Raw genomic sequence first — 24,003 nt, 5'->3', positions numbered from 1 at the left:
TGCGCGCCGTGGACACCATGGGGCTGCAGCCGCGATCCCCGGACCGGGCTCGTCGTTGCCAGCTACGAAGACGGCGATAGCTGCCGTGTCAGCGACCAATGCCGGCGTTCGGCTCACTCACTTGATAACGCTGCAGCGCGCGCGGAAGTTCGGACAGCGACGAGACCACCAGATCCGGCGCCTCGCAATAGGTTTCTTCCTGCATACGCAAAGCTTTGAACATGGTCTGCGGAGCGATTGGCCCGTTCTCCAGCTCGCGCGTCAGCGCTTGCGTCGGCAAGCGGGCGACACGGGCCACGCGAAAACCGAAGTTCTTCGCTCCGCCGACGTCGAAGCCATTGGACGAGACGAACATGACCTCGTGCGGAGCGACTCCGAGAGTTTCCTCCACAAGCTCATAGGCACGCGGATCAGGCTTGAAGACGCGCTTGGCATCCACACTGATGACGGCCTCCAGCTCATCCTGAAGCCCGGCGTTGGTCACGAGGCGTCGCAGCATGTCCGGTGCGCCGTTCGAGAGGATGGCGAGCCGAAGCGGAGCCAATTCCCTCAGGGTCTGAATCGCGTCGGGGAACGGCTTCAGGCGATTGTAGGCCTCCGCCATCTCGACGAGGAAAGCTTCGTCGGGCTCGCGTCCGAGGGTTTTCAAGGTGTAGGCCAAAGACTCGCGCGTTACCGTCCAAAAATCCTCGTAGCGGCCCATGAGCGAGCGGAGCCAGCTATATTCGAGCTGCTTTTGCCGCCACACCTGTGTGATGTAGGCGCCGTATTCCGGATAGGCGCGCTCGGTCGCCTCCGCCACGCTCTGCACGTCGAAAAGCGTTCCGTAAGCATCGAATACTGCTGCCTTGATCATGTGCGGCCTCGACAAAGTTCAGAGGGTGGGCTTTGGGCCCGCGGGCCGGTCCACGCGGAAAAAGCATCTCGTCGAAATAGGCGTCGGCGCGCATGTCTCGTCGTAACGCGCGTCCCATCACCCTCCCGAACGTCCTCGAGGATCGCATCGTGACGCGATGGGGCACGGCAGGCACGTCTCGCCGGCCATCCGCATCTGCCACGACCCATCGTGGCCTTCTCGAAGCGATCGGCGCAAGTGGGTTTCGCGAGGAATCGTTCTATCGGTTCAACAGCCGGCCCCGTCGCCAGACTGCCTTTTGCAGAGGTGTGCGAGAGGCGCGGGCCCTGACGCGACGGGAGCGGATGATTCCAGCGAGCACCTGCAGCAACGCTGGTCGCGCGCCGCGCGCAATAAAGCGAGGCGGCGCGGTGAGCCGGCTGCTAAAGCCGCGTCGAGCGCGCTCGAAGCCCATAGACCTCACCCCGCCCTGCGGCGGAGTGAGGGGTGTTGCTGCTATTCCGCAGCGGCCGCTTCGTTCAAGCGCGGATAATCTGTGTAGCCCACCTCTTCGCCACCGTAGAACGTGGCGCGATTATAGGGGGTGAGGGGCGCGCCGAGGCGGATGCGCTCCGGCAGGTCGGGATTGGAGATGAAGAGGCGGCCGAAAGCGATGGCGTCGGCGGTGCCGGCCGCGACCATGGCCTGCGCCCCCTCCGGCTTGAAATTGCCTGCGGCGATCAGCACGCGCGGCCAGACGGACCGGAACAGCTCGGCGGCGGAAGGCACGTCCTTGTGGTCCACCTCGGCTTGGCCGGCGCCGCTGGCGCGCGGCTCGATGAGGTGGAGATAGGCGAGCCCGACCTTGGCCAGTTCGCCGATCAGATGGGTATAGAGCGGCATGGGCTCGGGTTCGCCGCTGTCATTGGCGATCCCATACGGCGACAGGCGGATGCCGGTACGCTCGGCGCCCACGGCGTCGGCCACAGCGCGCGCGACCTCCACCACCAGGCGCGCCCGGTTCTCGATGGAGCCGCCATAGGCATCGGTGCGGTGATTGGAGCGCGCATGGAGAAACTGCTCCAGCAGATAACCGTTCGCGCCGTGGATCTCGACCCCGTCGAACCCGGCTTCGATGGCATTGCGCGCGGCCTGGGCGTAGCTCTCAAGAAGCGCCGGGATTTCATCGGCCTCGAGCGCGCGCGGGGTTTCGAATGGCACACGCTCGAACGTGGATGTGAAGGCGTTTCCGGCGGCAGCGATGGCCGAAGGCGCCACCGGGAGAGCCCCGCCCGGGAGATGAGAGGAATGGGAGATGCGGCCCACATGCCACAATTGCAGGAACATCAGCCCGCCCTTGGCATGGACCGCATCGGTGACGCGCTTCCAGCCGGCGATCTGCTCGGGGGAATAGATTCCCGGCGTGCCGGGCATGCCCTGGCCCATGGGGGAGATCTGCGATCCCTCGCCGATGATGAGACCACCCTTCGTCGCGCGCTGGGCGTAATATTCGACATTCAGAGCGCGCGGCACGCCGCCCGGGCCGGCGCGCATGCGCGTGAGCGGCGGCATCACCACGCGGTGCGCGAGCTGATACGGGCCGAGGGCGAGAGGTGTGAACAACGTGGTGGCCATGGGAAATCCTCGATCAGGCTGCGCCGTGCGCGGCGGACACGCCGGCGATCCGAGTGGAAGGAGCTGAGGAATACGCGCTTATGGGGGCTTGCATGGCGGGCTTAGCTTCGGATTGCGGTATAGCCGCCGTCCACCAGCAGCGTGTGACCCGTGACCATGCGCGCTGCCCCACTTGCGAGATAGACCACGGCGGAGGCGATCTCATCGGGCTCCGCCGGGCGGCCCAACGGAACGCGGGCCACCATGGCCCGGAAATCGGCATTCTCCATGGCTTTTTCAAGCATATCGGAGCGAGAGAAGGTCGGCGAAACACCATTGACGGTGATCCCGTGGGGCGCCCATTCGCCCGCCAGCGTGGCCGTCAGCTGATTCAGCGCCCCCTTGGTGCCGGCATAGACGGCGCGCAGCGGCGCGCCGACATGGCCCGTCTGCGAACTGATATTGATGACCGCCCCCTTGATGCCGCGCACGATCATGCTGCGGGCCACCGCTGTCGCGGTGAAGAAGGCTCCCTTGAAATTAAGGTCGCTGATGCGATCGAATTCCTCAGGCGTGAATTCGATCGCCGGCTTCACGATGGTAATGCCGGCATTGTTCACCAGCACGTCGATGCGGCCCATGACAGCCAGCGCCTCGGTGACGAACGCATCAATGCCTGCGGGGCCGGTGACGTCCAGCTCGCCGGCCCAGGCGGTGCGGCCAAGCGCCCGGCATTCGTCGGCTACCGCTTCCGTCGGCCCGAGGCCTCGGGCGCCCAGCACGAGGTCCGCCCCGCATTCCGCGCAAGCGAGAGCGATGGCGCGCCCCAATCCCTTGCTGGCACCCGTGACCATGACGACCTTGCCGGCGAGACTGAAGCGTTCTGTTCCCGACATGCGGGCATCTCCCTTATGAACTGCGCCGCCGGCTCGAACCGGCGGCGTGGGGGCTGTCTCCAGCCGGAGGCGAGGTGTTGGACTAGATCTCGTTCGGCTGTGCCACCAGTCCAACCATGTCCGTGGACGGCGCCATGTTGCGGACTTCCCCATCGCGCAAATAGAGCTTCCGCGGCAGGCACCACATGATGAGCACGGCCGCAACGCCGCAGACGGCCGCGATCACATACAAGGCCATGGAAGCGCTGCCGGTGGCATCTTTCACCACACCGACCATGTAGGGCCCGATGATGCCGCCGATCTGGCCGACCGAATTGATCAGCGCAATGCCGGACGCGGCGGCGAGGCCCGAGAGCACACGTTGCGGCAGCAGCCAGAAGAGGCCGAACGAGCCGATGATGCCGGTGGCCGCGATGGTCAGGCCGAGCAGCAGCGCAATCAAGCTGTTACCGAACGCGGCGCAGATGATATAGCCCACCGCCCCGGCAACCGCGCACGCGCCGAGGTGCCAGCGCCGCTCGCCGGAGCGGTCGGAACTGCGGGCGATGAGCGGGATCAAGGCGAGGGCGATCAGGTAAGGCAGGCTCGTCAGAATGCCGATGATGAAGGTGTCGGTGGTGCCGGCGGTCTTCACCAATTGGGGCATCCAGAAGATGATGCCGTAAATGCCCATGGCCAAGCCGAGATAGATCAGCGAGAACACATAGGTCACGGGCTCGCGCAAGGCAGCACCGAAAGAATGGGCGTGGCCGACCTTGGGATCCTGCGCGAGGCGGGCCTTCAGCAGGGCCTTTTCCTCCGAGGTCAGCCATTTGGCGTCGTCCACCTGGTCGTCCAACACCATCAGGACCACGAAGCCGAGCACCACGGACGGAATGCCTTCCAGCAGGAACAACCATTGCCAGCCGGCGAGACCGCTGATGCCGTCCATGAACTTCATGATGGCGCCCGAGATCGGCCCGCCGATCAATCCGCAAATACCGATGGACATGAAGAACAGCGAGTTGATGCGCCCCCGCTGGGATGCGGGAAACCAATGGGTGAAGCAATATACGGCACCCGGAACGAAACCGGCCTCCAGCACGCCGAGCAGGAAGCGCAGGGCATAGAAGGCGTATTCGGAGGTCACGAACATCATCACCGCGGAGGCAATGCCCCAGCTGATCATGATCCGGGCGATCCAGCGCCGGGCGCCGACCTTAGCCAGGATCATGTTGGAAGGAATCTCGAACAGCAGATAGCCGATGAAGAAGATGCTGGCGCCGAGCCCGTAGGCGGCCTCGGAGAAGCCCAGCTCGCTCTGCATCTGCAGCTTGGCGAAGCTGACATTGACGCGATCGAGATACGCGACCACGAAGCACGCCATGAACAGGGGGATAATGCGCCACCCCGCCTTGCGGATTACGGCGTCAGTGGCCTGTGCCACCGAGGCGGCAGTTTGGCCGACGGTCGTCTTGATAATCATTCCAGTTCCCTCCCTCGACTATTGGTCTTTGACGCGCTGAGCGCGAGCCAAGATTTATTCTTATGAATCAGCTTGTTACTAACCGCAGGGCAGCGCTTTGGCGTGTGCGCCGCCGCCTGCGATGGCCGGTAAAACTGGCCTCAGAGGGATTGCGTGAGCATCCGCGCGTAATCATCCGGCGAGGCCTCGCGCGGATTGGTCTTGTGGCAATGGTCGGCCACCGCGCCCTTGATGATGCCCGCGAAAAGATCCTCGCCGACGCCCACCGCCCCCAGGCTGGCGGGCAGGCCAAGATGCTCGGTCGCCGCGCGGATTGTCGGGCCGACTTCATCGGCTTCGCCGACGCCCATCACCTGTGCCAGCCGCTCCAGTTTCTGCTCATGACGGGCAGAATCGCTGTCCTTGTTGAATTCGATCACTGCCGGCAGGAGAATGGCGTTTAAGGTACCATGGTGGAGTCGGGGGTTGATGCCGCCGAGCGAATGGCTGAGGCTATGGACGCAGCCAAGCCCTTTCTGGAACGCCATGGCGCCCTGCATGGAGGCACTCATCATGTTCAGCCGCGCCTCGCGGTCGGAGGGGTCATGAGTGGCGCGCCCGATATGGGTCCAAGCCCTGCGCAGCCCTTCGAGCGCGATGCCGTCGGCGGGCGGGTTGAAGGCGGCCGAAAGGTAGGTCTCGATGCAATGGGACAGGGCATCCATGCCGGTGGCCGCGGTCAGGAGCGGCGGCAGGCTCATGGTCAGCTCCGGATCGCAGATCGCGACCTTAGGAATGAGGTAAGGCGAGAGCACGCCGACCTTGCGCCCGTCGTCCAGGATCAGGATCGCGCCACGGCCCACTTCGCTGCCGGTGCCGGCGGTGGTGGGGATCGCGATGACAGGCGCGGTCGCCGCCGTGATGCGCTCCACGCCGCCCTCGATGACGGCGAAGCTTTTCAAAGGCCCATCGTGGGCCGCGCAGACTGCCACACCCTTGGCGAGGTCGATGGAGGAACCGCCGCCAACCGCGATGATGCCGTCGCACTCTCCCTCGCGATAGGCGGCGAGGGCGGCGCGGACAGCCGCTTCGTTGGGGTTCGGCGGCGTCGCATCGAAGATCGTGGCGACGGTCTTTGGAGAAAGCTGTTCCAGGATCGTGTCGAGAATGCCAGCCTTGCGCACGCCCGCGTCAGTGACGATCAAGGGGCGGCGGATCGGGATCAGGTCGCACTCATCCTGCAACAGCGACACCGAGCCGAAGCCGAACTGGATGCGCGTGAGGTAGTTGATCAGAGCCATCTCAAGTATTTCCCCACAAAATCGCCCGTTTTCCGCGCGACTCGGTCCTTTTTATATTGCACTGCAGCGTGAGCGGCTCAGGTTTACGAAGCCGCGCCACTGCAAAGGGATATGTGAGGGCGTTTTCATTGAAAACTGAGAAGAGTTGATACAGCTATATCCAGGAGTAATACAAAGACATGCTGCCTTCCCTCGGTTCCATGATCTCGCGGCTCCATTTGCGGCATCTGCGGCTGCTGATCGCGCTGGACGATCTCGGCTCGCTGCTGAAGGCGGCAGAACAGGTCGGACTGAGCCAGCCCGGCGCCAGCAAGGCGCTGCAGGAGATTGAGGAAACCCTCGGCGCAACCTTGTTCACGCGCACCAATCGCGGGCTCGTGGCGAATGATGCCGGCCTGTGCGTCATTCGCTATGCCCGGCTGATCCACACCAATCTCGGCCAGATGCGGGAGGAGATGGAGGGCCTGCTCCAGGGCCATGGCGGCAAGCTGGCGCTCGGCGTCATCATGGGCGCCGTGCCGCTGCTGACCGAAATGATGCTGCGCCTCATCAGGGCGCATCCGGCCATCTCAATCGAGCTGGTGGAGGACACGAGCGCCGAGCTTCTGCGCCTTCTGGACCAGGGACGGCTCGACATCGCCATCTGCCGCACCACCATCAGCGAGCGTCCAGACCTCTACAACAGCGTGATCGTGCGAGAGGAAACACTCGCCGTGGTGGCAAACACCCATCACCCAGCGGCAACCCGCAAGCGCATCGAGCTTGCGGATCTCGCAGACGCGCGCTGGGTGGTTTATTCCGCCAACATGCCCATGCGGGTGTTGCTGGAGCGCGAATTCCAGCAGGCCGGCCTGAGGTTCCCGCTCTATCTCGTGGAGACCACCTCGGCGTTTGCGACCCTGTCGCTGCTCCAGCGAGAGCCCTCGTTCGTGGCGCTGCTCTCGAGCGAGGTGGCGCAATTCTGCACCAGCTTCGGCATGACCTCAATCTTGCCCTTGCAATTGCGTTCGCGCAGCGAGCCGTACGAACTCGTCACCCGTCGCGGCGCGCCGCTCTCGCCGGTGGCGCGCTATTTTATGGAGGGGTTCAATCTGCGCTGAGCAGCTGGCCTTTCGAGCGCGGCGCGCCTCAGGCCCATTCGCCCTTGCGGAACACCGGCACGCGGGCACCGTCCGCCGTGAGGCCGTCGATGTCGATCCGGTCCGAGCCGATCATCCAGTCGATATGGATCAGGCTCTTGTTGCCGCCCTGTTCCGCGATCTGCTCGGACGAGAGATTCGCGCCGTCGAGGAAGCACTTGGAATAGCACTGGCCAAGCGCGATATGGCAGGCGGCGTTCTCGTCGAACAGCGTGTTGAAGAACAGCAGGCCGCTCTTCGAGATCGGCGAGGAATGCGTGACGAGCGCGACTTCGCCCAGCCGGCGCGCGCCCTCGTCCGTATCCAGCACCTTGTTCAGCACTTCTTCGCCGCGCGCCGCCTTGGCCTCGACGATGCGCCCTGCCTCGAACCGCACCTGGATCTCATCGATCAGCGTGCCCTGGTAGGACAGCGGCTTCGTGGAGGAGACGTGCCCCTCCACGCGCCGGGCATGGGGGGTGGTGAACACCTCCTCGGTGGGAATGTTGGCGTTGCAAGTCACGCCGTTTTTCGCCGTGGAGGCGCCGCCCTGCCACTCGTGCCCGTCCGCCAGGCCGATGGTGAGATCGGTCCCCGGCCCGGAATAATGCAGGGCCGCGAAGCGATGGCCGTTCAGCCATTCGGTGCGGGTGCGCAGGGCGGCATTGTGCGCGGACCAGGCGGCCACCGGATCGTCGCCATCCACGCGCGACGCGGCAAAGATCGCTTGCGCCAGCTTCGAGACCGCGACATCCGCCGCATCGTCCGGAAACACCAGCTTGGCCCAGGAGGGGGTGGGATAAGCGATGATGTTCCAATTAATGTCGAAGCCGGCGATCTTCTCCAGCGCCGGCTGATAGGCGAGCGAATTCGCCTTGTTGGCGCGCGCCACCTTGGCGGGGTCCTGACCCGACAGCAGCATCGGATTGTCGCCGACGATGGCGAGGCGCGCGGTATTGGCGCCAAACGCCTTCGCGATCCCGTCATACAGCCAGCCGGGCGCCCGGTCGAAGCTCGCGTCGGCGCCGAAACGATAGCGCGCGAGCGTCATCTCCTCGTCCGAAAACATGGGGGTCACAAGCCCGGCGCCGGCCTTGTAGGCGTGCTCGGCGATCCGCCGCACCAGCGGTAATGCGGCGATCGGGGCGGTGAGGAACAGGTCCTGCCCGGGCTGAAGGTCGAGACCCACCTTGACCGCCACCTCTGCGAGCCGGTCGAGTTTCGCAGGATCGATCAGTGCCGGAAGGTCGCTCTGGTGCGTGGTCATGGTCCAATTGTCCGAATGGTGAGTTTCGATTGAGGTCCGCTCTGGCGGCGGTGGTTCAGCCGGGGCAAGAGGCGCCCTTAGTCCAAGCATGCCCGGCTGCAGCCCGCGGGTCGAGGCTTTCAATCCTCATTCCGCCGCTGCCCGCGCCGCGGGGGAAAGATCATGAATGCGCACGGTCGGGCATACCATCCGGGCCAGATCGCATAAATGCCGATGATGGGTCAGATAGATTACCTGCCCCACCTCGGCCATCTCGGCGAACAGGCGGAAGGCCTCTTCCGCGCGAAAGTCGTCGAAGGTCTCCATGATGTCGTCGGCGATGAACGGCACCGGACTGCGGGCGCGCGCGAATTCATGGTAACCGGCGACACGCAGGGCCAGGTAGAGCTGGAAGCGCGTGCCTTTTGAGAGCGTGTCGGCCGCCTTCGAGCCGCCGCCTGCCGCTTGTGCGATGAGGGTCTCGCCCTCCTTCGCCGGCTGGGCCGCGAGCCCGGCGTAGGCGCCGCGACTGATAGTGCGGAACGCCTCGGAGGCGCGCATCATCATCGAGCTGCGGTGGCGCTCACGATAGACCCGCAGCGCCTGCTCCGTGGCGGTCGTGCCGGCACGCAAATGCAGATAGCGCATCGCCCCGTCTTCGATCTCCAGCAGGATCGTGCGCCGCCGTTCCTCGATCGCGGCCACCGCGGAATCGCCGCCGATCGCCTCGACCTGATCGACCGCGGCGCTGCGGACGGCGAAAAGCTCGTGGCACCGTTTGTCGTGATCATCGAAGCGAGCCTTCAATTCCAGCAGCTCCGCGTCGAGGGCGGGCCGGTCGGCGGCGTCCAGAAGCTGCTCCGCCTGTTCCAGGTCGTCGAGGCGGAGGGTATCGCGCACGTCGCGCGCGGCCTCCTGCGCCTGCTGGCGCAGCTCGGCCCGCCGCGCAATGTCGGACAGCTTGGCGGCCACCTCCGTGAGCGAGGCGACTGCGAAGAAGCTGGTCATCTGCGCCTTGCGCCGCGCATGCAGGGTCTCGGCCTCCGCAAGAGTGCGCTTCCGCTCCCGGGCTTCGTCGAGCTGCACGAGCACTTTCGTGCGGCGTGCCTGTTCGGCGGCCGCATCCTGCGCTTTTTCGGCGATCCGCTGGGCGAGGTCGAGGACCGGCGTTGTTCCGGCCTCAAGCCCAAGGGCTTCGGCAAGAGCAAGCACCTCCGTGCGAAACAGCGCCTGGTCCTTCTCCATCTTTGAGATGCGATCGCGGAAGCCGGCCTGCTTCTCGAGCGCCGGCGCCAGCTCCGCCACGGCGATGAGAATTTCACGCACAGCCCCGAGCGTAGGCATGTCCCCGCGTTCGCCCAGCCAGCAGGTGCGGCAAGCGGCTTCCCAGTCGGCGGTCCAGGCCTGATCCGCGTCCTCCGCCTGCGCAACGGCGCTCGCGCGCCGCGCCATGTCGCGCCGCCGTTCCTCGACGGTTTCTTGCAGCGTCCTGAGCCCGGCGGCGCGGTCCACCTCTTCGTCGGCCAGCGCGAGCAAGACGTCCAATGCGGCATCGGCTGGAGGGATCAGGCCCGCAGCGGTGAGCCCAGCCAGAACCTGGCGTGCCGTATCCACGACGGCGACGCGCACCTCATCGAGCTCCTGAGTCGCCTCACGCAGATCGACATAAGCCTCCAGCGCCTTCTCGCGGTGCGCCATCCATTGTTCGAGGTCCGGCAGGGCCATGGTTTCGGCAAGCGAAGGCGCCATAGCGCGAACCGCATCCGAAACCGCGCGCTCCTGCGCCTGAGCTGTTGCCGCTGCCGCATCCCTGAGCTCGACCGCGCGCTTCAGCTCGGCCTCGGTCACCGCCAGCGCCTGCCGGCTCTGATGCAGCTTTGCCAGATCGGCCATATGGGCGAGCCGGCCAGCGGCGATGATATCCTCGCGCCGAAGCACGGCCTCGAAGGCATCCGCCGAGGCCGGCGCGAGGTCGCGGCGGTGCGTGGCCCAGGCCTGCTCGCGTGCACTGCGCGTCGCGGCCGCCTCCTGGTCCGTGACCACCCCGGTCATCCCGGCGATGGCGGCGCACTCGGCTTCAAGCCGCAGTGTGTCTCCCGTCAGCCGCTCAATGTCGCCAAGGTGGCGCGCCAGGGCGCGTGCGTTTTCGCTCCGCGCCGCTTTCCACCCCTGGATTGCCTCGAAGGATGGGCAGGGCATGGCTATGAGGCCCGCCGGATCGCCGCGCCACGGCTCCAAAGCCCGCACCCGGTCGCCAAGCGCCGCCTTCGCCGCCTCGCAGGCGCGTTCCGCCGGTCGCAGACGCGCACGGGGATCGCTCGCGCGCACGGCGGCGAGGATGGCCGCCAAGCCTCGCATCGCCCGCTCCCACCCCGCCGAGGCGTCCGCAATCGTGGCGGAGCCTTGATCGGTCCTGGCAGCCTGGAATTTCGCCTCCGCTTCCGTCAGATGGCGATGCGCCTCAGCCAGCTCTGCGGCGGCCCCGCGTGTCGCGGCCTCGATGCCCGAGCGCGCTTCGATCAGGTCCCGCAAGCGGCCGACGGTGGCGGCTTTCAGGATCAGGCGATGCGGCTCCGCTTCGCCCTCCTGATCCATCCGTGCGAGGAGAAAAGCGATCGCCTGTTCCACCTCCCGCATCTGCAGGCGCCGTTCGGGGATGTCCTTCTCCGCCGTCACATAGCGCGCGCGGAGATCCGCGAGCTGCGCCACCCGGTGGGACAGGCCCAGCGCGACGGCATCCACGACGATCCGGTCCGCCTCGGTCGCTAGCCGCTCGACCTCGGCGGCGGCATTTTGAATCTGAACCGAAAGTTCGATCTCCTCGCGGTGCAGCTCCGGCAGCTCATCGCTCCAGCCAGGCGGCGCATCGGGCAGAGCGGCCAGCGGCGCGAGGCGCGCGCGAAATTCGCGCAATGCGAAAAGCCGCGGCAATGCCGCGAGCTGGCGCTGGATCTCCTCCATCCGCCCGTGCACCTGGGTGCGTTGGAGGATCGCGGCCTCATATTGCGCGGCTGCGCGATCGCGAACCTCCGTGAGCCGTGCATGATCCGAGGCCAATGTATCGACGCGTTCGCGTTCACCTTTCAGCTCTGCAAGGCGCGCCTTCAGATCCGCCAGCGTGCCGCTGCGTGCACGATATTTAAAGAAGCGATCCGCCTCGCCCTTCAGCTCAAGCAGCTTGCGGCTGAGATCGGCGAGGCCCGCGCTGGCCGAAAACAGAAGTTCGCCCAGATCGCCCTTGCTGGCGAGAATGCTTTCGCCGCCCTTTTCCAACGTCTCGTCATCAAGGGAGAACATCGTGCGATAGGCCTCGCGGTCGATGCCTCCCAGTTCGCCGCGAATGGCGCTCTCAGCCACCGGTCGGCCGTCGGCGTCCAGCAGGCTGTTCTGCGGCCGCTTGATGCGCGCGAACATGCGCGCGCCGCCTTCGATCTCCAGCAGTCCGCCGATCCGCATCGTCGAATAGGGGTGCAGGAAGTCGAACGGGCTCTGGGCGCCGATGCCGAACAGCAGATCGAGGAACGCCGCCAGCGTTGTGGATTTACCAGCCTCGTTGGGGCCATAGATGATGTGCAGGTCCGCCTGCCCCTCACGCCGTTCGCCGAAATCGATGCTGCGGTCGGTGAACGTGCCATAGCGCGTCAGGTCGAGGCGTTGGAGGCGCACGGCTAGGCCTCCCCGCCCGCCGCATGGAGCCGCGCGATCACGTCCTCGGCCCCTTCGCGTGCAAGCTGGGCGAGGACAGCCTTGAACGCCCCCTCATCCGAACCGAGCGCATCGCGGCATTCGGGGGGAAGCTGGACCCGCAATTCTTCCACGATCGCGATCAGGTCCGCCTGAAACGAATCCGAGCGGATGATTTCTCCCTGGATCAGCTGATGCAGTTCGTGCAGCGGGTCCGCCGTGGACGCCGCTGACACGGGCGCCGGCGCGGCGCCCACGTCCAGCTTCTCGATCCAACAAGTGCCGATCAGCGAGGCGCGAGCGTCCGCCTCGGTTTTCAGCAGGTCCAGATCGCGCCGCATGCGCCACGCCAAAGGGGTTCGCCCGTTTATCTCGACGCGAGCGACGAGGTGCTCCGCGCCGACGCGCGAACGCTCCTGCTCCAACGCCTGCCCCACGGCCGCAACCAGATCGCGCCAATCCTCGATCCCCGTTGCGTCCACCGGCACACGCGCGAACTGCGCGATGCTGGTGGCGCGATCCTCGATGTGGATCGAGCGATCGTCGGCGATGGTCACCAGCGTGACCGATTTTGGCCCTGCCTCATTGATGTCGCGCCCCTGCGGCATGCCGGGCATGACGATGGAGCACGCGCCCTCCACCACGGAGCGCTTATGCACATGGCCAAGGGCCCAATAGCGAAATCCCGTCGCGTGCAGGTCCGCGAGGCTACAGGGCGCATAAGGATCATGACCCGGCGCGCCCGCAAGGCTCGTGTGCATAACCCCGATATTGACCGCGCCCTCCACCGGAGGCTTGTACTTGGCGAGGAGGCTTTCGGGAGCGTGCGGCTGGGCGAAGCTCAAGCCATGGATCACCACCGGGAAGTCGCCGGGCGCACGTCCCACCGGCACGGCTTCCGCGCGGCTGGAGAAGATCTTGACCTTATCCGGAAACGTCAGCTCCTTCGTAATCTTGGACAGCGCGTCGTGATTTCCGCGAACGATGAAGACCCCGATGCCAGCCGCAGCGAGGCGCTGCATCTGCTCGCCGAGGAACCGGGCGGTCTTCATGGAGGTCTGGTCGCCATCATAGAGATCGCCGGCGAGCACCAGCGCGTCCACCTGCTCCTCGAGGCATAGATCGATGATGCGAACGAAGGCGCGCCGCGTCGCGGTGCCGATCAGCGCGGCGAGATCGGGATTGCGCAAGGCAAGCGAACGCAACGGAGAATCGAGGTGAATGTCTGCGGCATGGATGAAACGGAACGGCAACGCACTTCTTCCCGCAGGAATGCCCCACCCGCAAAGTCGATACGGCGCCGGAGTCTCCAGCGGGTGGCGCGCAATCACAAGCTTTAAATCTGCGCGGGTGGCGCTGTCCTCAAGAGATTTCGACCTCCAGCGCGCCATCTCGGGCGCGAAGACCACCCTCCATTCGCGCCGGCGGGGTGGCCAGCCGGACGGCGATGAGTGCCGAGAGTGCGCCGCCGTCTTGATACGTCTCAAGAACTTATCTGGGCCTTACTGTTACGGTATTTTTTAGTCGATCGGCCGAGCCGGGCGGGCAACGAAAGCCTGCAATGCCGTTTTCTGCCCCTCCGGCAGCTCCGCGAGCGGCGGCTCGGCGGATGAACCGGCTGCGTAGCCGCTCCACTGGCCATTGAAGCTTGCACCTGCCGGGCCGGACGACCAAAGGAGGAGAATCCCATGAAAGCGCTTGTCTACCGCGGGCCTGGACAGAAGGCTTTGGAAGAACGCGCAAAACCGCAGATCCAGGCGCCGGGCGACGCGATCGTGAAGATGGTGAAGACGACCATTTGCGGCACTGACCTGCATATTCTCAAAGGCGATGTCGCAACTTGTGCTCCGGGCCGCATCCTCGGGCACGAAGGCGTCGGCATCATCGAGGCCGTCGGTCCTGGCGTCACGTCATTTCATGCCGGCGACCATGTGCTGATCTCGTGCATTTCCTCCTGCGGAAAGTGCGATTATTGCCGGCGCGGCATGTATTCGCACTGCACCACCGGTGGCTGGATTCTCGGCAATGAAATCGACGGCACGCAGGCGGAATATGTGCGTACGCCTCACGCCGATACCAGCCTCTATCCCATCCCCGTCGGCGCCGATGAAGAAGCTTTGGTGATGCTGAGCGACATCCTGCCCACGGGGTTCGAATGCGGCGTCCTCAACGGCAAGGTCGCACCGGGTTCTACTGTCGCCATCGTCGGCGCCGGACCGATTGGTCTGGCCGCACTGCTCACCGCCCAGTTCTATGCGCCGGCGCAAATCATCATGATCGATCTGGATGACAACCGGCTCGCCCAGGCCCGGCAATTCGGCGCCACACACACCATCAACCCCGCCGACGGAACGGCGGTGGAGGCGGTCAAGGCCCTGACCGAAGGGCGCGGCGTGGATGCGGCGATCGAAGCCGTCGGTATTCCCGCGACGTTCGTCCTATGCGAACAGCTGGTCGCGCCCGGAGGCATCATCGCCAATGTCGGCGTTCACGGCCAGAAGGTTGATCTCCACCTCGAGACCCTGTGGTCGCAGAATATCACGATTACCACCCGGCTGGTGGATACGGTCTCGACTCCCATGCTGTTGAAGACGGTCCAGTCGGGGAAGATCGATCCGACGCGCCTCATCACGCACCGGTTCAAGCTCGATCAAATCCTCGAAGCGTATGAGACCTTCGCAAATGCTGCCGATACGAAGGCCCTGAAGGTCATCATTTCGGCATAGCGTCTGGCCGGGGTGGCGCGACGAGGAGGCGAAGCCCATCCCGTCTCCGGCAAGCCGGCATCGCGGGACGCCCAAAGGCTCACGATGCCTGCTCGGTAGGGCGCCGCCTGTCGCGCCAGATCATGTTTAGAAGAATGGTGCGGGCGGTCGGAATCGAACCGACACTCCTCTCGGAACCGGATTTTGAGAGATCGGATATCGCCTATCCTTTGTATATCCGGCGGTATCCGATTTTACGATAACCGATTGAAGCCTATGGCTTTTTTCTCTTGTCTACGCATCCATACCTAACCGGATATTCGCTACGGTTGGTTTTCCAGGTGCACCTATTCTGCACCTGAAATCCGACCTCAAAGGAGGTTAGGAATGCCCAAAATCAAACTCACCAAGACCGCTGTCGACGCCGCAACCCCGCAGGAGCGCGATTACGAACTCAGGGATACGACGATACCCGGCTTTCTCGTCAAGGTCACCCCAACCGGCCGCAAGATTTTCATGGTGGCCTACGTCGCCCACAATGGACAGCGGCGAAAGCCCGCGATCGGCCGCTACGGCGAGATCACTGTCGAGCAGGCGCGCAACATTGCTCAGGACTGGCTCGCGGAGGTGCGCCGTGGCGTCGACCCGAGCGCTGAGCGCGCGGCGGCCCGTCAGGCGCTGACGGTGAAGGAGCTGTTCGACCGCTTCATCACCGACTATTCCGAAAGCCGCAACAAACCCACAACGGTCGAGTCCAACCGGGGTTACGGCAAGCGCTACATCGTCCCGATCCTTGGCAATCTCAAGGTGCCAGATGTCACACGCGCTGACATCGCGCATCTCATGAAGAAGATGGCCAAGAGCCCCACCAACGCCAATCGAGTCCTGGCGGCCGTCCGGAAGATGTTCAACATGGCCGAGGTCTGGGGGCTGCGCCCAGACGGCTCTAACCCCTGCCGGCATATTCCCAAATACCCGGAACGCGGCAAGACCCGCCTTATCACCGACACGGAGCTTCGCAAGCTTTTCGAGTATCTCGACCGCGCCGAGGCCGAGGGATTGGAGCATCCCTTCATCCTCTTGGCCATCCGACTTCAGTTCGAATTCGCCGCGCGCATGTCGGAAATCCTTCAGCTTGAATGGGCGTGGATTGATTTCGACAACCGCCGCGTAGTCTGGCCCGACAGCAAGACGGGCGGAATGTCGAAGCCGATGAGCGCAGAGGCGCACCGGCTCTTCGAGACCGCGCCCAGGCTTGAAGAGTCGCCCTTCGTGTGCCCATCCGTCTTCGACCCGAACCTGCCGATGTCAAAGCACACCTACTATCAGGGCTGGCGGCGTATCCTTCAGCGCGCAGGGCTCCCGCACATTGGGACGCACGGCATTCGTCATCGCTCCGCTACCGATATCGCCAATTCGGGCATTCCAGTGAAAGTCGGGATGGCGCTCACCGCGCATAAGACTGTCACCATGTTCATGAAGTACGTCCACACCGAGGATGACCCGGTAAGAGCGGCGGCCGAGGCGGTCACGCAGCGCCGCATATCCCTCATCGGCGGAGTTCAGCCTTCCGCGCCCCCGATGGCGGCGGCCCCGGAACCCCCGTGTGTCGCGCCGGCTGTCGAAGCGGCCCAGCTCGCGCTCGGCCCCGACGGAAAGCCACTCGGTTTTGAAGACGGCGCCTACACGTCGCGCACGCGTCTCGGCAACTACCGACCCTACCGTCACCGGAGCGGCGAGAACCGCTCTGTTCCGCCCGGCACGAAGCGCGCAGAGGCCACGGAGGCGAACCATGCCTGACAGAGCAAAGCCTGATCGCCGTTGGCCGACGCCGGACATCCTCAAGCGCGCGAAATTTGTCGACGACGCAGGACCGATCCGCTTTGTCGACACCGAAGCGGCCGCGCGTTACCTGGCCCTCGAAGCGCATACGCTGGAGTGCTATCGCTCCCTGGGCGGGGGGCCGGCCTACCACAAGTTCGGCAAATGGGTCCGCTATGCGGTCGACGACCTCGACGCGTGGGCGGAGAGCTGCCGTCGTTCAACGACGGCTTCGCCAGCGGCGCCTCGTATCCTTTCCATTGACCGGATATAGGTTCTAACCTATATGAGTTGGGAGGTCCAATTCCACCCTGCCTTCGAGGCCGAGGTTCTGACTCTTGAGCGTGACGTCCGCGTCGCTTTGATCGCTGCCGCCAGGCTGTTGGCCGACTACGGTCCGCAGCTTGGCCGGCCTCATGTCGATACGCTCAAGGGATCTAGGCACGCCAATATGAAGGAGTTGCGGTTCGAGGGCGGCGACGGCGAATGGCGAGCGGCCTTCGCCTTCGATCCCGAGCGAAAGGCCGTCGTTCTTGTGGCGGGCGACAAATCTGGCGTCAGCCAGAAGCGCTTCTACAAGACGCTAATCGCAAAGGCGGATCTACGGTTTTCAGAGCATCTGGAAAGCCTGAAATCCGCAAAGAAGGGCAAATGAGATGGGCCGTAGCCTGACCGACATCATCGCCGCGCTTCCGCCCGAAGAGCAGGCAGCCATTGACGCCCGGTATCAGGACTTGAAGCAGGAGGTGGAAGGCCTGCGCGAGCTGCGGCAGATCGCCGGCAAGGCTCAGGCGGAGATCGCCTCCGCCCTCAACATCAAGCAACCCTCGGTTTCTCAGATCGAGCGGCAAACCGATATGTATCTCTCCACGCTTCGCAGCTATGTCGAGGCCGTGGGGGGAGAACTCGAACTGACGGTCAAGCTGCCGAAACGGCCTGCATTGCGGATTCACCAGCTCGGCGACGTCGGTGCTCCTACGCAGGCGGCGGCCCGCAGCCCTCGCACGCGCGCGCAGATCGGCGGTCGCCGTGGGCGCTAGTTATCCAACGAGAATAATACTGGCGTTTCGAAGCGGCGGCGTCTGTGCTTTCCCGAAATGCGGCAAGCATCTCACCTACGACGCCCAGGTGGGCGACGACACCTATGTCGGCGAGGCGGCGCATATCCGTGGCGAGAAGCCGGCCGCCGCCCGCTATGACGCCTCGATGACCGATGACGAGCGCGATAACGTCCGAAACCTCATCTATCTTTGCACCGATCACCACACGATCATCGACAAGGTCGAGGCCGATTGGCCGACCGCGACGCTTCTGCAACTGAAGGAAGGCCACGAAAAGCAGGTCCGCCAAGCCATGGAAGAGGCCTTCGCGGACGTCGCCTTTCCCGAATTACAGAACGCTGTGTCGTGGGTCGCCAGCCAAGCCCCCGCTGGCAATGGATCATTCGATCTCACTGCGCCCGACGAGAAGATCAAGAAGAACGCGCTGTCGAACGGATCTCGGCACATCATCGCTGCCGGTCTCACCTCGCGAGCTACGGTAGGCGACTATGTCGAGGCCGAGGCGCAGCTCGATCCAGACTTTCCCGAGCGGCTGAAAGCCGGTTTTCTTGAAGAGTATTACGCGTGCCGGAAGGAGGGCCACAAAGGCGACGAACTGTTTGAGCTGATGTGCGCGTTTGCGCAACGCGGCCTGCGTCGGCAGGCTGACAGAACTGCGGGCATCGCGGTGCTGATCTATCTTTTCGAAATCTGCGACGTGTTTGAGAAATGATTCTCCCGACGAAACATATCCCGCAGAACGAGGCGCTGATCGGTGTCGGCGCGACGCTGCTTGCGCACCTCAGCATTCCCATGACCGTTTCAGGTCTTTGGGAACGTCTGCGCACGGAGCCGAACGTCGGGACTTTCGAGCGGTTCGTGCTGGCCTCGAACCTCCTCTATCTGATTGGCGCCATCGACATCCGGGACGGCCTCATCGTCAGGACCGGCTCATGATCCGTGCTGTTCGCGCCAATCAGAAGGGCTTTCACACCGCGCTCCTGCAGCCAGGACTCAATCTCATCCTCGCCGACCGATCTTCTTCGGCCGGTGACAGGGACACGACGAACGCTCTGGGCAAATCGACCCTCATCGAGATCATCGATTTCTGCCTCGCCAGCAACTCCTCACCCGGAAAAGGCCTGCGCGTGGAGGCTTTGCATGGTTGGGCTTTCACGCTGGAGCTTTCCCTATCCGGCCGCGACATCGCGGTGACGCGAGCAACCGACACCCCGGGCTTCTTCGCCATTGAGGGCGTCACAGATGATTGGCCTGTCCGTCCGACGCCGAACAAAGAAGGCGTCCCCGGCCTCGACGCGAAGAAATGGCGGGCCGTCCTCGCCTGGGCGCTGTTCGGCATAACCGAGTTGTCTGCCGAGTCCGGCTACAAGCCTTCGGCGCGGTCACTGCTGTCCTATTTCGTGCGCAACCAGACCGCCGCTTACAACACTCCGTTCAAGTATTTCGATAATCAGAAGACCTGGGACATCCAAGTCCACAACGCCTTCCTTCTCGGATTGAACTGGGAGAAGGCTGCGACCTGGCAGCAGCTCAAGGACCAAAAGAACGCACTCGATGCGCTCAAGCAGGCGATCAAGACCGGAGCCGTGGACGGCGAACTGGCGTCCCTCGGTGAACTTGAAGCCGAACGCCTGCGTCTGACGACACAGCTCGACCGTGAGCGCGAGGCCCTGTCGAATTTCCGCGTGCTTCCACAGTATCGGGAGATCGAGGCCCAAGCGAATCTCCTGACTGGTGAAATCCATGGCTTGGTCAACGCCAACATCGTCGATAAGCGTCGCCTCGAGCGCTACCGCGACTCGCTGGTCAGCGAAGACGCTCCAACCGAAGACCGGCTGGAAGCTCTCTACGGCGAGGCGGGCATCGTCCTGCCCGGCGCCGTTAAGAAGACGTTGGACGATGCGCGGGCATTCAACGCGCAAATCATCGCCAACCGTCGCGAGTTTATCGCAGGCGAGATTGCCGCGCTGGAAGCTGCCGTCATTGAGCGTGACGCAGCAATCGCGACCCTGACGGATCGCCGTGCCGGCTACCTTAGCGCGCTTGCCGGACAGGGCGCGCTGGAAGAACTGACGCAGTTGCAGGAGCTGCATGCCGCGACGCGGCTCAAGGTCGATGAACTGACCAACAGGATCACCCAGCTTCGCCAGATGACCACAAAGGCGGACACGATCAAGGTCGAGACCGTCGAGCTGAAACGCGCGACCACACTCGACTATGAAGAGCGGCGCGCGCTCTGGTCACAAGCGCTCAGCCTCTTCTCGGAGTTTTCCGAAAGCCTGTATAAGTCGCCCGGCCGCTTGGTCATCGACATCGATGACACCGGATACAAATTCGACGTCGAGATTGCCGGTAGCCCGAGCGAAGGCATCAGCAAGATGAAGATCTTCTGCTATGATCTCATGCTGATCTCGTTCGCGCGCCAGCGCGGTCTCGGGATCGACTTCCTGATCCATGACAGCACAATCTTCGACGGCGTCGATCCTCGTCAGCGCGCCCATGCGCTCGAACTCGCGGCAGCGATGGCCGAGAAATACGACTTTCAATATATCTGTACCCTCAACACCGACATGGTTCCGGTCAGCGACTTTTCGCAGGGCTTCGACTTTGAGGCGCTTATCCGTCTGCGTCTAACGGATACCGATCCGAGCGGTAGTCTGCTCGGGTTCCGGTTCTGACGGGGGTCGACTCCGCTCCTCATATTGGGAGCGGTTCGTTACAGAGGCGGCCGCCATCCGCAAACCGGCATTGATGCTTGGTGCCTGCTGCTGACGGCAGCTTCCAACCTGGCCGGAGCGACCGATAAGGGGGCGACGATTGTCGCGACAATTCTCATTGCCGTTAACGCGGATTTGCGCTTCTACGCGTTTGAGGTTTTGCGGGGGAAAGCCTTCCCCCTTGTCGGCACTTTGTTGCCGACACACCCCCTTCTGCGGGGAGACCTCGCAACGCCCCCATTAGAGTGAGAGTGCGGACGGGTTTGCCGTGACGGGTTCAGGGCTGGGAGAGAGGCTCCCGGCGCCCGTCGCGGAGAACCGCGATGTCCAGACATGACCGCACCCCACGCGCCGGCTCGGACCGGGCGAACCTCTATGACGAGATCACCGGCAAGATCATCGCCGAACTTGAGGCCGGCCGCTTCCCCTGGGTCCAGCCTTGGGGCAAGTCCACGGCCAAAGCGCCGCTCGGCCTGCCGAAGAATGCCAGCACCGGCCGCACCTATAGCGGCATCAATATCCTGATCCTCTGGGGCGCCGTCGTTCAGCACGGCTTTCCCGGTCAGGGCTGGCTCACATATCGCCAGGCGGCCGCGCTCGGCGGAAACGTTCGCAAGGGCGAGCAAGGCACCACCGTCGTCTATGCCGACCGCTTCGTGCCGGAGGACGTGAAGCGGCGGGCGCGCGAGACCGGCGAGGAGGCCCACGCCATTCCGTTCCTCAAGCGCTTCACCGTGTTCAATACGGCGCAGTGCGAGTGCTTGCCGGACGACATAGCCATTACCATGCCGCCACCGCCGCCTGGCCTAATCGAGCCGAGGGTCGAAGCGCTGATCCGGGCAACCGGTATCGACTTTCGCATCGGCGGCGACCGGGCTTTCTACGTCCCCGCCGACGACTACGTGGTCGTACCGCCGCCGCAAGCCTATTTCGAGCCGATAAACTGGCACAGGACCGCGCTGCACGAGCTCGGGCATTATGCCGTAAGCTGGATTATGCCGCATGGCCGAGTTCGGCGGCTGCTGCGTCTGCTGTCGGCCATGCGGCAGTTCGGCATAATCAGAGCGCTTTGAAGAAGGCGAGTATGGGGTGGATTCCTGCCCGTCCGGTTCTGAGCGGTGGAGTCGGAAAAGCGGCCATTCAGGTGGCCGCCCCACTTCGACCGCAACGCGCCCCAACGCCGGTCGTCCACACCGTTCGCCTTCAAACCTAATAGCAGTCAGACTTCTTCTTGACCCGGCACGTCCAGAACGCCCTTTGGCCCTCGTCGGGAATTACAGGCTGAAAACTGAATGGGCAGTATCACTCGCCGCCGCTCGCGTCACGCGAACACAAAGCTCGGCGCGTTCGTGGTTCAGACCCAAGACTTCCGCAGTTGATACGGATAAACATAGGGTTCGCCGACGATCAGCAGACGGATTGGCTCAACAGCCAACACACAGGTGAAAACTTTGGAGCTCCCCGAGACGAAGCTGCGACGGTCGATAGGGCCGTTTCAGCTCACGCTCTACGGCCTCGGTAGCATGCTCGGCTCCGGCATCTATGGCCTGATCGGACAGGCCGCCGGGCTGGCAGGCAATACAGTCTGGCTGGCCTTCCTGGTGGCCATGGTTGCGGCGTTGCTGACGGCGCTGTCCTATGCGTCGCTTGGGTCGCGCTATCCGCGAGCGGGTGGTGCCGCCTTCGTCACCGAGCGTGCCTTCGGCATGCCGCTCCTGAGCTTCGTCGTCGGCCTCTCTGTCGTCGCCTCCGGGCTGACGTCCATCGCGACCCAATCGCAGGTCTTTGCCGTCAATCTCGCCTCGGTCACCGGAATGGCGATGCTGCCGATCTGGGCGATCGCAATCGGATTCCTGCTCGTCCTGACCGGGCTGGTGCTGCGAGGCATTCGTGAGGCGATGTGGGTGAACGTCACCTGCACGCTGATCGAGGCGGCGGGGCTTCTCTTGGTGATCGCGGTCGGCATTCCTTACTGGGGCTCGGTCGATCTGCTGGAGACCCCGGGGCTGCCCGGCAACGACGTCCTGATCGTGCTGGTCTTCCAGGGCGCGGTGCTGACCTTCTTCGCCTTTATCGGGTTCGAGGACATCCTCAACGTCGCCGAGGAATGCCGCGATCCGCAGCGCACGATTCCCGTGGCGCTGGTAAGCGCGATGGTCGTGGGCGCCTCGATCTATGTGGCTGTCGCCATCTCGGCCATCTCGGTCGTGCCGTGGCAGGAACTCGCGGAAGCTCCGGGCCCTCTGACCGAAGTCATGCGCAGGGCCGCACCCGCCATCCCGGTTGCTGTGTTCGCTGGCATCACCCTTTTCGCCGTCGCGAACACGGCGCTCGTCAATTACGTCACCAGTTCGCGCATGATCTATGGCATGGCGCGGCAGGGCCTTCTTCCCGCCGCCCTGGGCAAGGTTCAGTCCCGGACACAGACACCCTATCTGGCAACGCTCGCTCTCCTTGTGCTGCTTCTCCCCCTGGCGTTCTTCGGCAGCATCGCCCAGCTCGCGTCGGCTTCGGTGCTGATGCTGCTTGTGGTGTTCGCGATCGTCAACGGCGCGCTCGTGGTCCTACAGGGCCGGGTCAGCGAGGCGAAGGGTAAGTTCGAGGTGCCGCGTTGGGTGCCTGCGCTGGGAACGATCATCTGTCTCGTCCTGATTTCGGTCAGGCTGACCAGCAGCGACTGGCAGGCGCCCGCGCTCGCCGGAACGATGCTGGTGGGCATGCTTGCACTCTATGCCGCCCAGACAGGTCTGGCGGCGCGCCGGACATGAGTGTCCATCTTCTGCGCTTCAAGCGTAGTGACTGCCGAGAGGAAACCGGACGGCTTCTCCATCCTTCAGGGCCACGATCTCTCCCTCGCCGAGCGGCTCCCAGATGTCATCGCTCAGCGGCACGCTGGCGACGAGGGTGACGAAATGATCCTGGCCCTCGATCGATATGCCGGGTGCCATGCCGTCACGGGAATCCCGCGAGCAGTATCGGCGCAGCAATACCAGTCCTGGAGGCCCGACTTTTCGGGTGCTTCCGTTCTTGCGGCGGTCGCCTTGAGTGAAAAGGGTGTCGCCGTCCGAGTAGAGAAAGTTCGCGGGACCCATCACCCTCAGTTCCGCCGCGCACGAAGCGAGCACCGCCATGCGTAACTCCAGTGAGGGAACTTCCCCAGGCACGGTCCAGACGGAACGCATTCGATCAAGCAGGCCGCAAAAGGCCAGTTCCGCATCCGTTTCTCCGACGGGGCAAAAGGACTTCGACTGGAAATCCTAGTCGGCGAGAATCCCCTGCAGCCAGCCGTTGTGCGCGAACAGGTGGTCCGAACCCGACAGCTCCCGGATGAAGGGCTGGGTAATCCGATAGGCACCGTCGCCCATCGTCGCCTTGCGGATGTGGGAAACGACGATCCGACTGCTCAGATCGTGATCCGCGACGATCCGGACCCAGTCGCTGAGGAAGCGCCAGAACAATGCGGCAGAGGCGGCAAATTCCGCCAGGTCATCAGGGCAATCCAGGCTCCGCACTTTGTAGCTGTAGACTATGCGGCTCTCCCGATCGGTCGGCGGCTGCATC

Annotated in this window: 18 protein-coding genes and 2 pseudogenes; 11 read left to right on the top strand and 9 right to left on the bottom strand. The window is 64.1% G+C overall.

Translation table 11 applies throughout. From position 1 onward, the window contains the following. Positions 1-88 precede the first annotated feature (88 nt). The 5 genes from V5F68_RS23675 to gbd all read right to left on the bottom strand — a co-directional run bounded on the left by V5F68_RS23675 (position 89) and on the right by gbd (position 6,090). Entirely contained in the window at positions 89-856 is a 768-nt protein-coding gene (locus V5F68_RS23675) for a haloacid dehalogenase type II (protein ID WP_394012914.1), read from the bottom strand. 495 nt (positions 857-1,351) lie between these two features. Next, entirely contained in the window at positions 1,352-2,470 is a 1,119-nt protein-coding gene (locus tag V5F68_RS23670; RefSeq protein WP_394012915.1) for an alkene reductase, read from the bottom strand. Between the two features lie 101 nt (positions 2,471-2,571). Beyond that, the gene (locus V5F68_RS23665) at positions 2,572-3,345 is read right to left on the bottom strand and encodes an SDR family NAD(P)-dependent oxidoreductase (RefSeq protein ID WP_394012916.1); all 774 of its coding nucleotides are present in this window, start codon (positions 3,343-3,345) and stop codon (positions 2,572-2,574) included. An 82-nt stretch (positions 3,346-3,427) separates the two neighbouring features. Then, positions 3,428-4,810: an MFS transporter gene (locus tag V5F68_RS23660; RefSeq protein WP_394012917.1), complete on the bottom strand. Its 1,383-nt coding sequence runs from the start codon at positions 4,808-4,810 to the stop codon at positions 3,428-3,430. 140 nt (positions 4,811-4,950) lie between these two features. After that, positions 4,951-6,090: a 4-hydroxybutyrate dehydrogenase gene (gbd, locus tag V5F68_RS23655; RefSeq protein WP_348845411.1), complete on the bottom strand. Its 1,140-nt coding sequence runs from the start codon at positions 6,088-6,090 to the stop codon at positions 4,951-4,953. A gap of 179 nt (positions 6,091-6,269) precedes the next feature. On the opposite strand from gbd, the gene V5F68_RS23650 reads away from it, so the two are divergent. Next, positions 6,270-7,190: a LysR family transcriptional regulator gene (locus V5F68_RS23650; protein WP_394012918.1), complete on the top strand. Its 921-nt coding sequence runs from the start codon at positions 6,270-6,272 to the stop codon at positions 7,188-7,190. A gap of 28 nt (positions 7,191-7,218) precedes the next feature. Here the strand turns inward: V5F68_RS23650 and V5F68_RS23645 are convergent, their stop codons facing one another. The 3 genes from V5F68_RS23645 to V5F68_RS23635 all read right to left on the bottom strand — a co-directional run bounded on the left by V5F68_RS23645 (position 7,219) and on the right by V5F68_RS23635 (position 13,391). After that, complete coding sequence (locus V5F68_RS23645) at positions 7,219-8,475, bottom strand: aminopeptidase (protein ID WP_394012919.1); 1,257 nt, start codon at positions 8,473-8,475, stop codon at positions 7,219-7,221. Between the two features lie 126 nt (positions 8,476-8,601). After that, entirely contained in the window at positions 8,602-12,120 is a 3,519-nt protein-coding gene (locus V5F68_RS23640; protein WP_394012920.1) for an ATP-binding protein, read from the bottom strand. A gap of 2 nt (positions 12,121-12,122) precedes the next feature. Then, on the bottom strand, positions 12,123-13,391 hold the full coding sequence (locus V5F68_RS23635; protein ID WP_394012921.1) for a metallophosphoesterase family protein: 1,269 nt from the start codon (positions 13,389-13,391) through the stop codon (positions 12,123-12,125). Positions 13,392-13,826: 435 nt separating this feature from the next. On the opposite strand from V5F68_RS23635, the gene V5F68_RS23630 reads away from it, so the two are divergent. From V5F68_RS23630 to V5F68_RS23585, 10 genes and pseudogenes are all read left to right on the top strand, one after another. Next, a complete protein-coding gene (locus tag V5F68_RS23630; protein ID WP_394012922.1) occupies positions 13,827-14,864 on the top strand; it encodes a zinc-dependent alcohol dehydrogenase family protein in 1,038 nt (345 codons plus the stop codon). Positions 14,865-15,230: 366 nt separating this feature from the next. Further along, positions 15,231-16,643, top strand: coding sequence for a tyrosine-type recombinase/integrase (locus V5F68_RS23625; RefSeq protein ID WP_322432486.1), 1,413 nt, complete (start codon positions 15,231-15,233; stop codon positions 16,641-16,643). Next, positions 16,636-16,938: a helix-turn-helix domain-containing protein gene (locus V5F68_RS23620; protein WP_322432485.1), complete on the top strand. Its 303-nt coding sequence runs from the start codon at positions 16,636-16,638 to the stop codon at positions 16,936-16,938. Before V5F68_RS23625 ends, V5F68_RS23620 begins: the two co-directional genes overlap by 8 nt. 87 nt (positions 16,939-17,025) lie before the next feature. Then, the gene (locus V5F68_RS23615; protein ID WP_509274591.1) at positions 17,026-17,319 is read left to right on the top strand and encodes a type II toxin-antitoxin system RelE/ParE family toxin; all 294 of its coding nucleotides are present in this window, start codon (positions 17,026-17,028) and stop codon (positions 17,317-17,319) included. A gap of 1 nt (position 17,320) precedes the next feature. Further along, the gene (locus tag V5F68_RS23610; protein ID WP_394012923.1) at positions 17,321-17,704 is read left to right on the top strand and encodes an XRE family transcriptional regulator; all 384 of its coding nucleotides are present in this window, start codon (positions 17,321-17,323) and stop codon (positions 17,702-17,704) included. Positions 17,705-17,792: 88 nt separating this feature from the next. Further along, positions 17,793-18,437: an HNH endonuclease gene (locus tag V5F68_RS23605; RefSeq protein WP_394012924.1), complete on the top strand. Its 645-nt coding sequence runs from the start codon at positions 17,793-17,795 to the stop codon at positions 18,435-18,437. Then, positions 18,434-18,661, top strand: coding sequence for an ABC-three component system middle component 6 (locus tag V5F68_RS23600; protein WP_394012925.1), 228 nt, complete (start codon positions 18,434-18,436; stop codon positions 18,659-18,661). The genes V5F68_RS23605 and V5F68_RS23600 overlap by 4 nt, the downstream gene beginning before the upstream one ends. Beyond that, positions 18,658-20,403, top strand: coding sequence for a DUF2326 domain-containing protein (locus tag V5F68_RS23595; RefSeq protein WP_322432480.1), 1,746 nt, complete (start codon positions 18,658-18,660; stop codon positions 20,401-20,403). Before V5F68_RS23600 ends, V5F68_RS23595 begins: the two co-directional genes overlap by 4 nt. Before the next feature lie 362 nt (positions 20,404-20,765). Then, positions 20,766-21,419, top strand: a pseudogene (locus V5F68_RS23590) (ArdC family protein); the annotation flags it as partial. A gap of 474 nt (positions 21,420-21,893) precedes the next feature. After that, positions 21,894-23,210 carry an APC family permease gene (locus V5F68_RS23585; RefSeq protein WP_246340881.1) on the top strand — a complete coding sequence of 439 codons (1,317 nt, stop codon included), beginning with the start codon at positions 21,894-21,896 and terminating at the stop codon, positions 23,208-23,210. 18 nt (positions 23,211-23,228) lie between these two features. Here V5F68_RS23585 and V5F68_RS23580 read toward each other — a convergent pair. After that, positions 23,229-24,002, bottom strand: a pseudogene (locus V5F68_RS23580) (class II glutamine amidotransferase). Position 24,003 lies beyond the last annotated feature (1 nt).

Source organism: Roseixanthobacter pseudopolyaromaticivorans (assembly GCF_043195145.2).
Lineage (GTDB): Bacteria > Pseudomonadota > Alphaproteobacteria > Rhizobiales > Xanthobacteraceae > NCEH01.
Note: the sequence above shows the minus strand (reverse complement) of the source record. Positions and strands in the feature narration are given on the sequence as shown.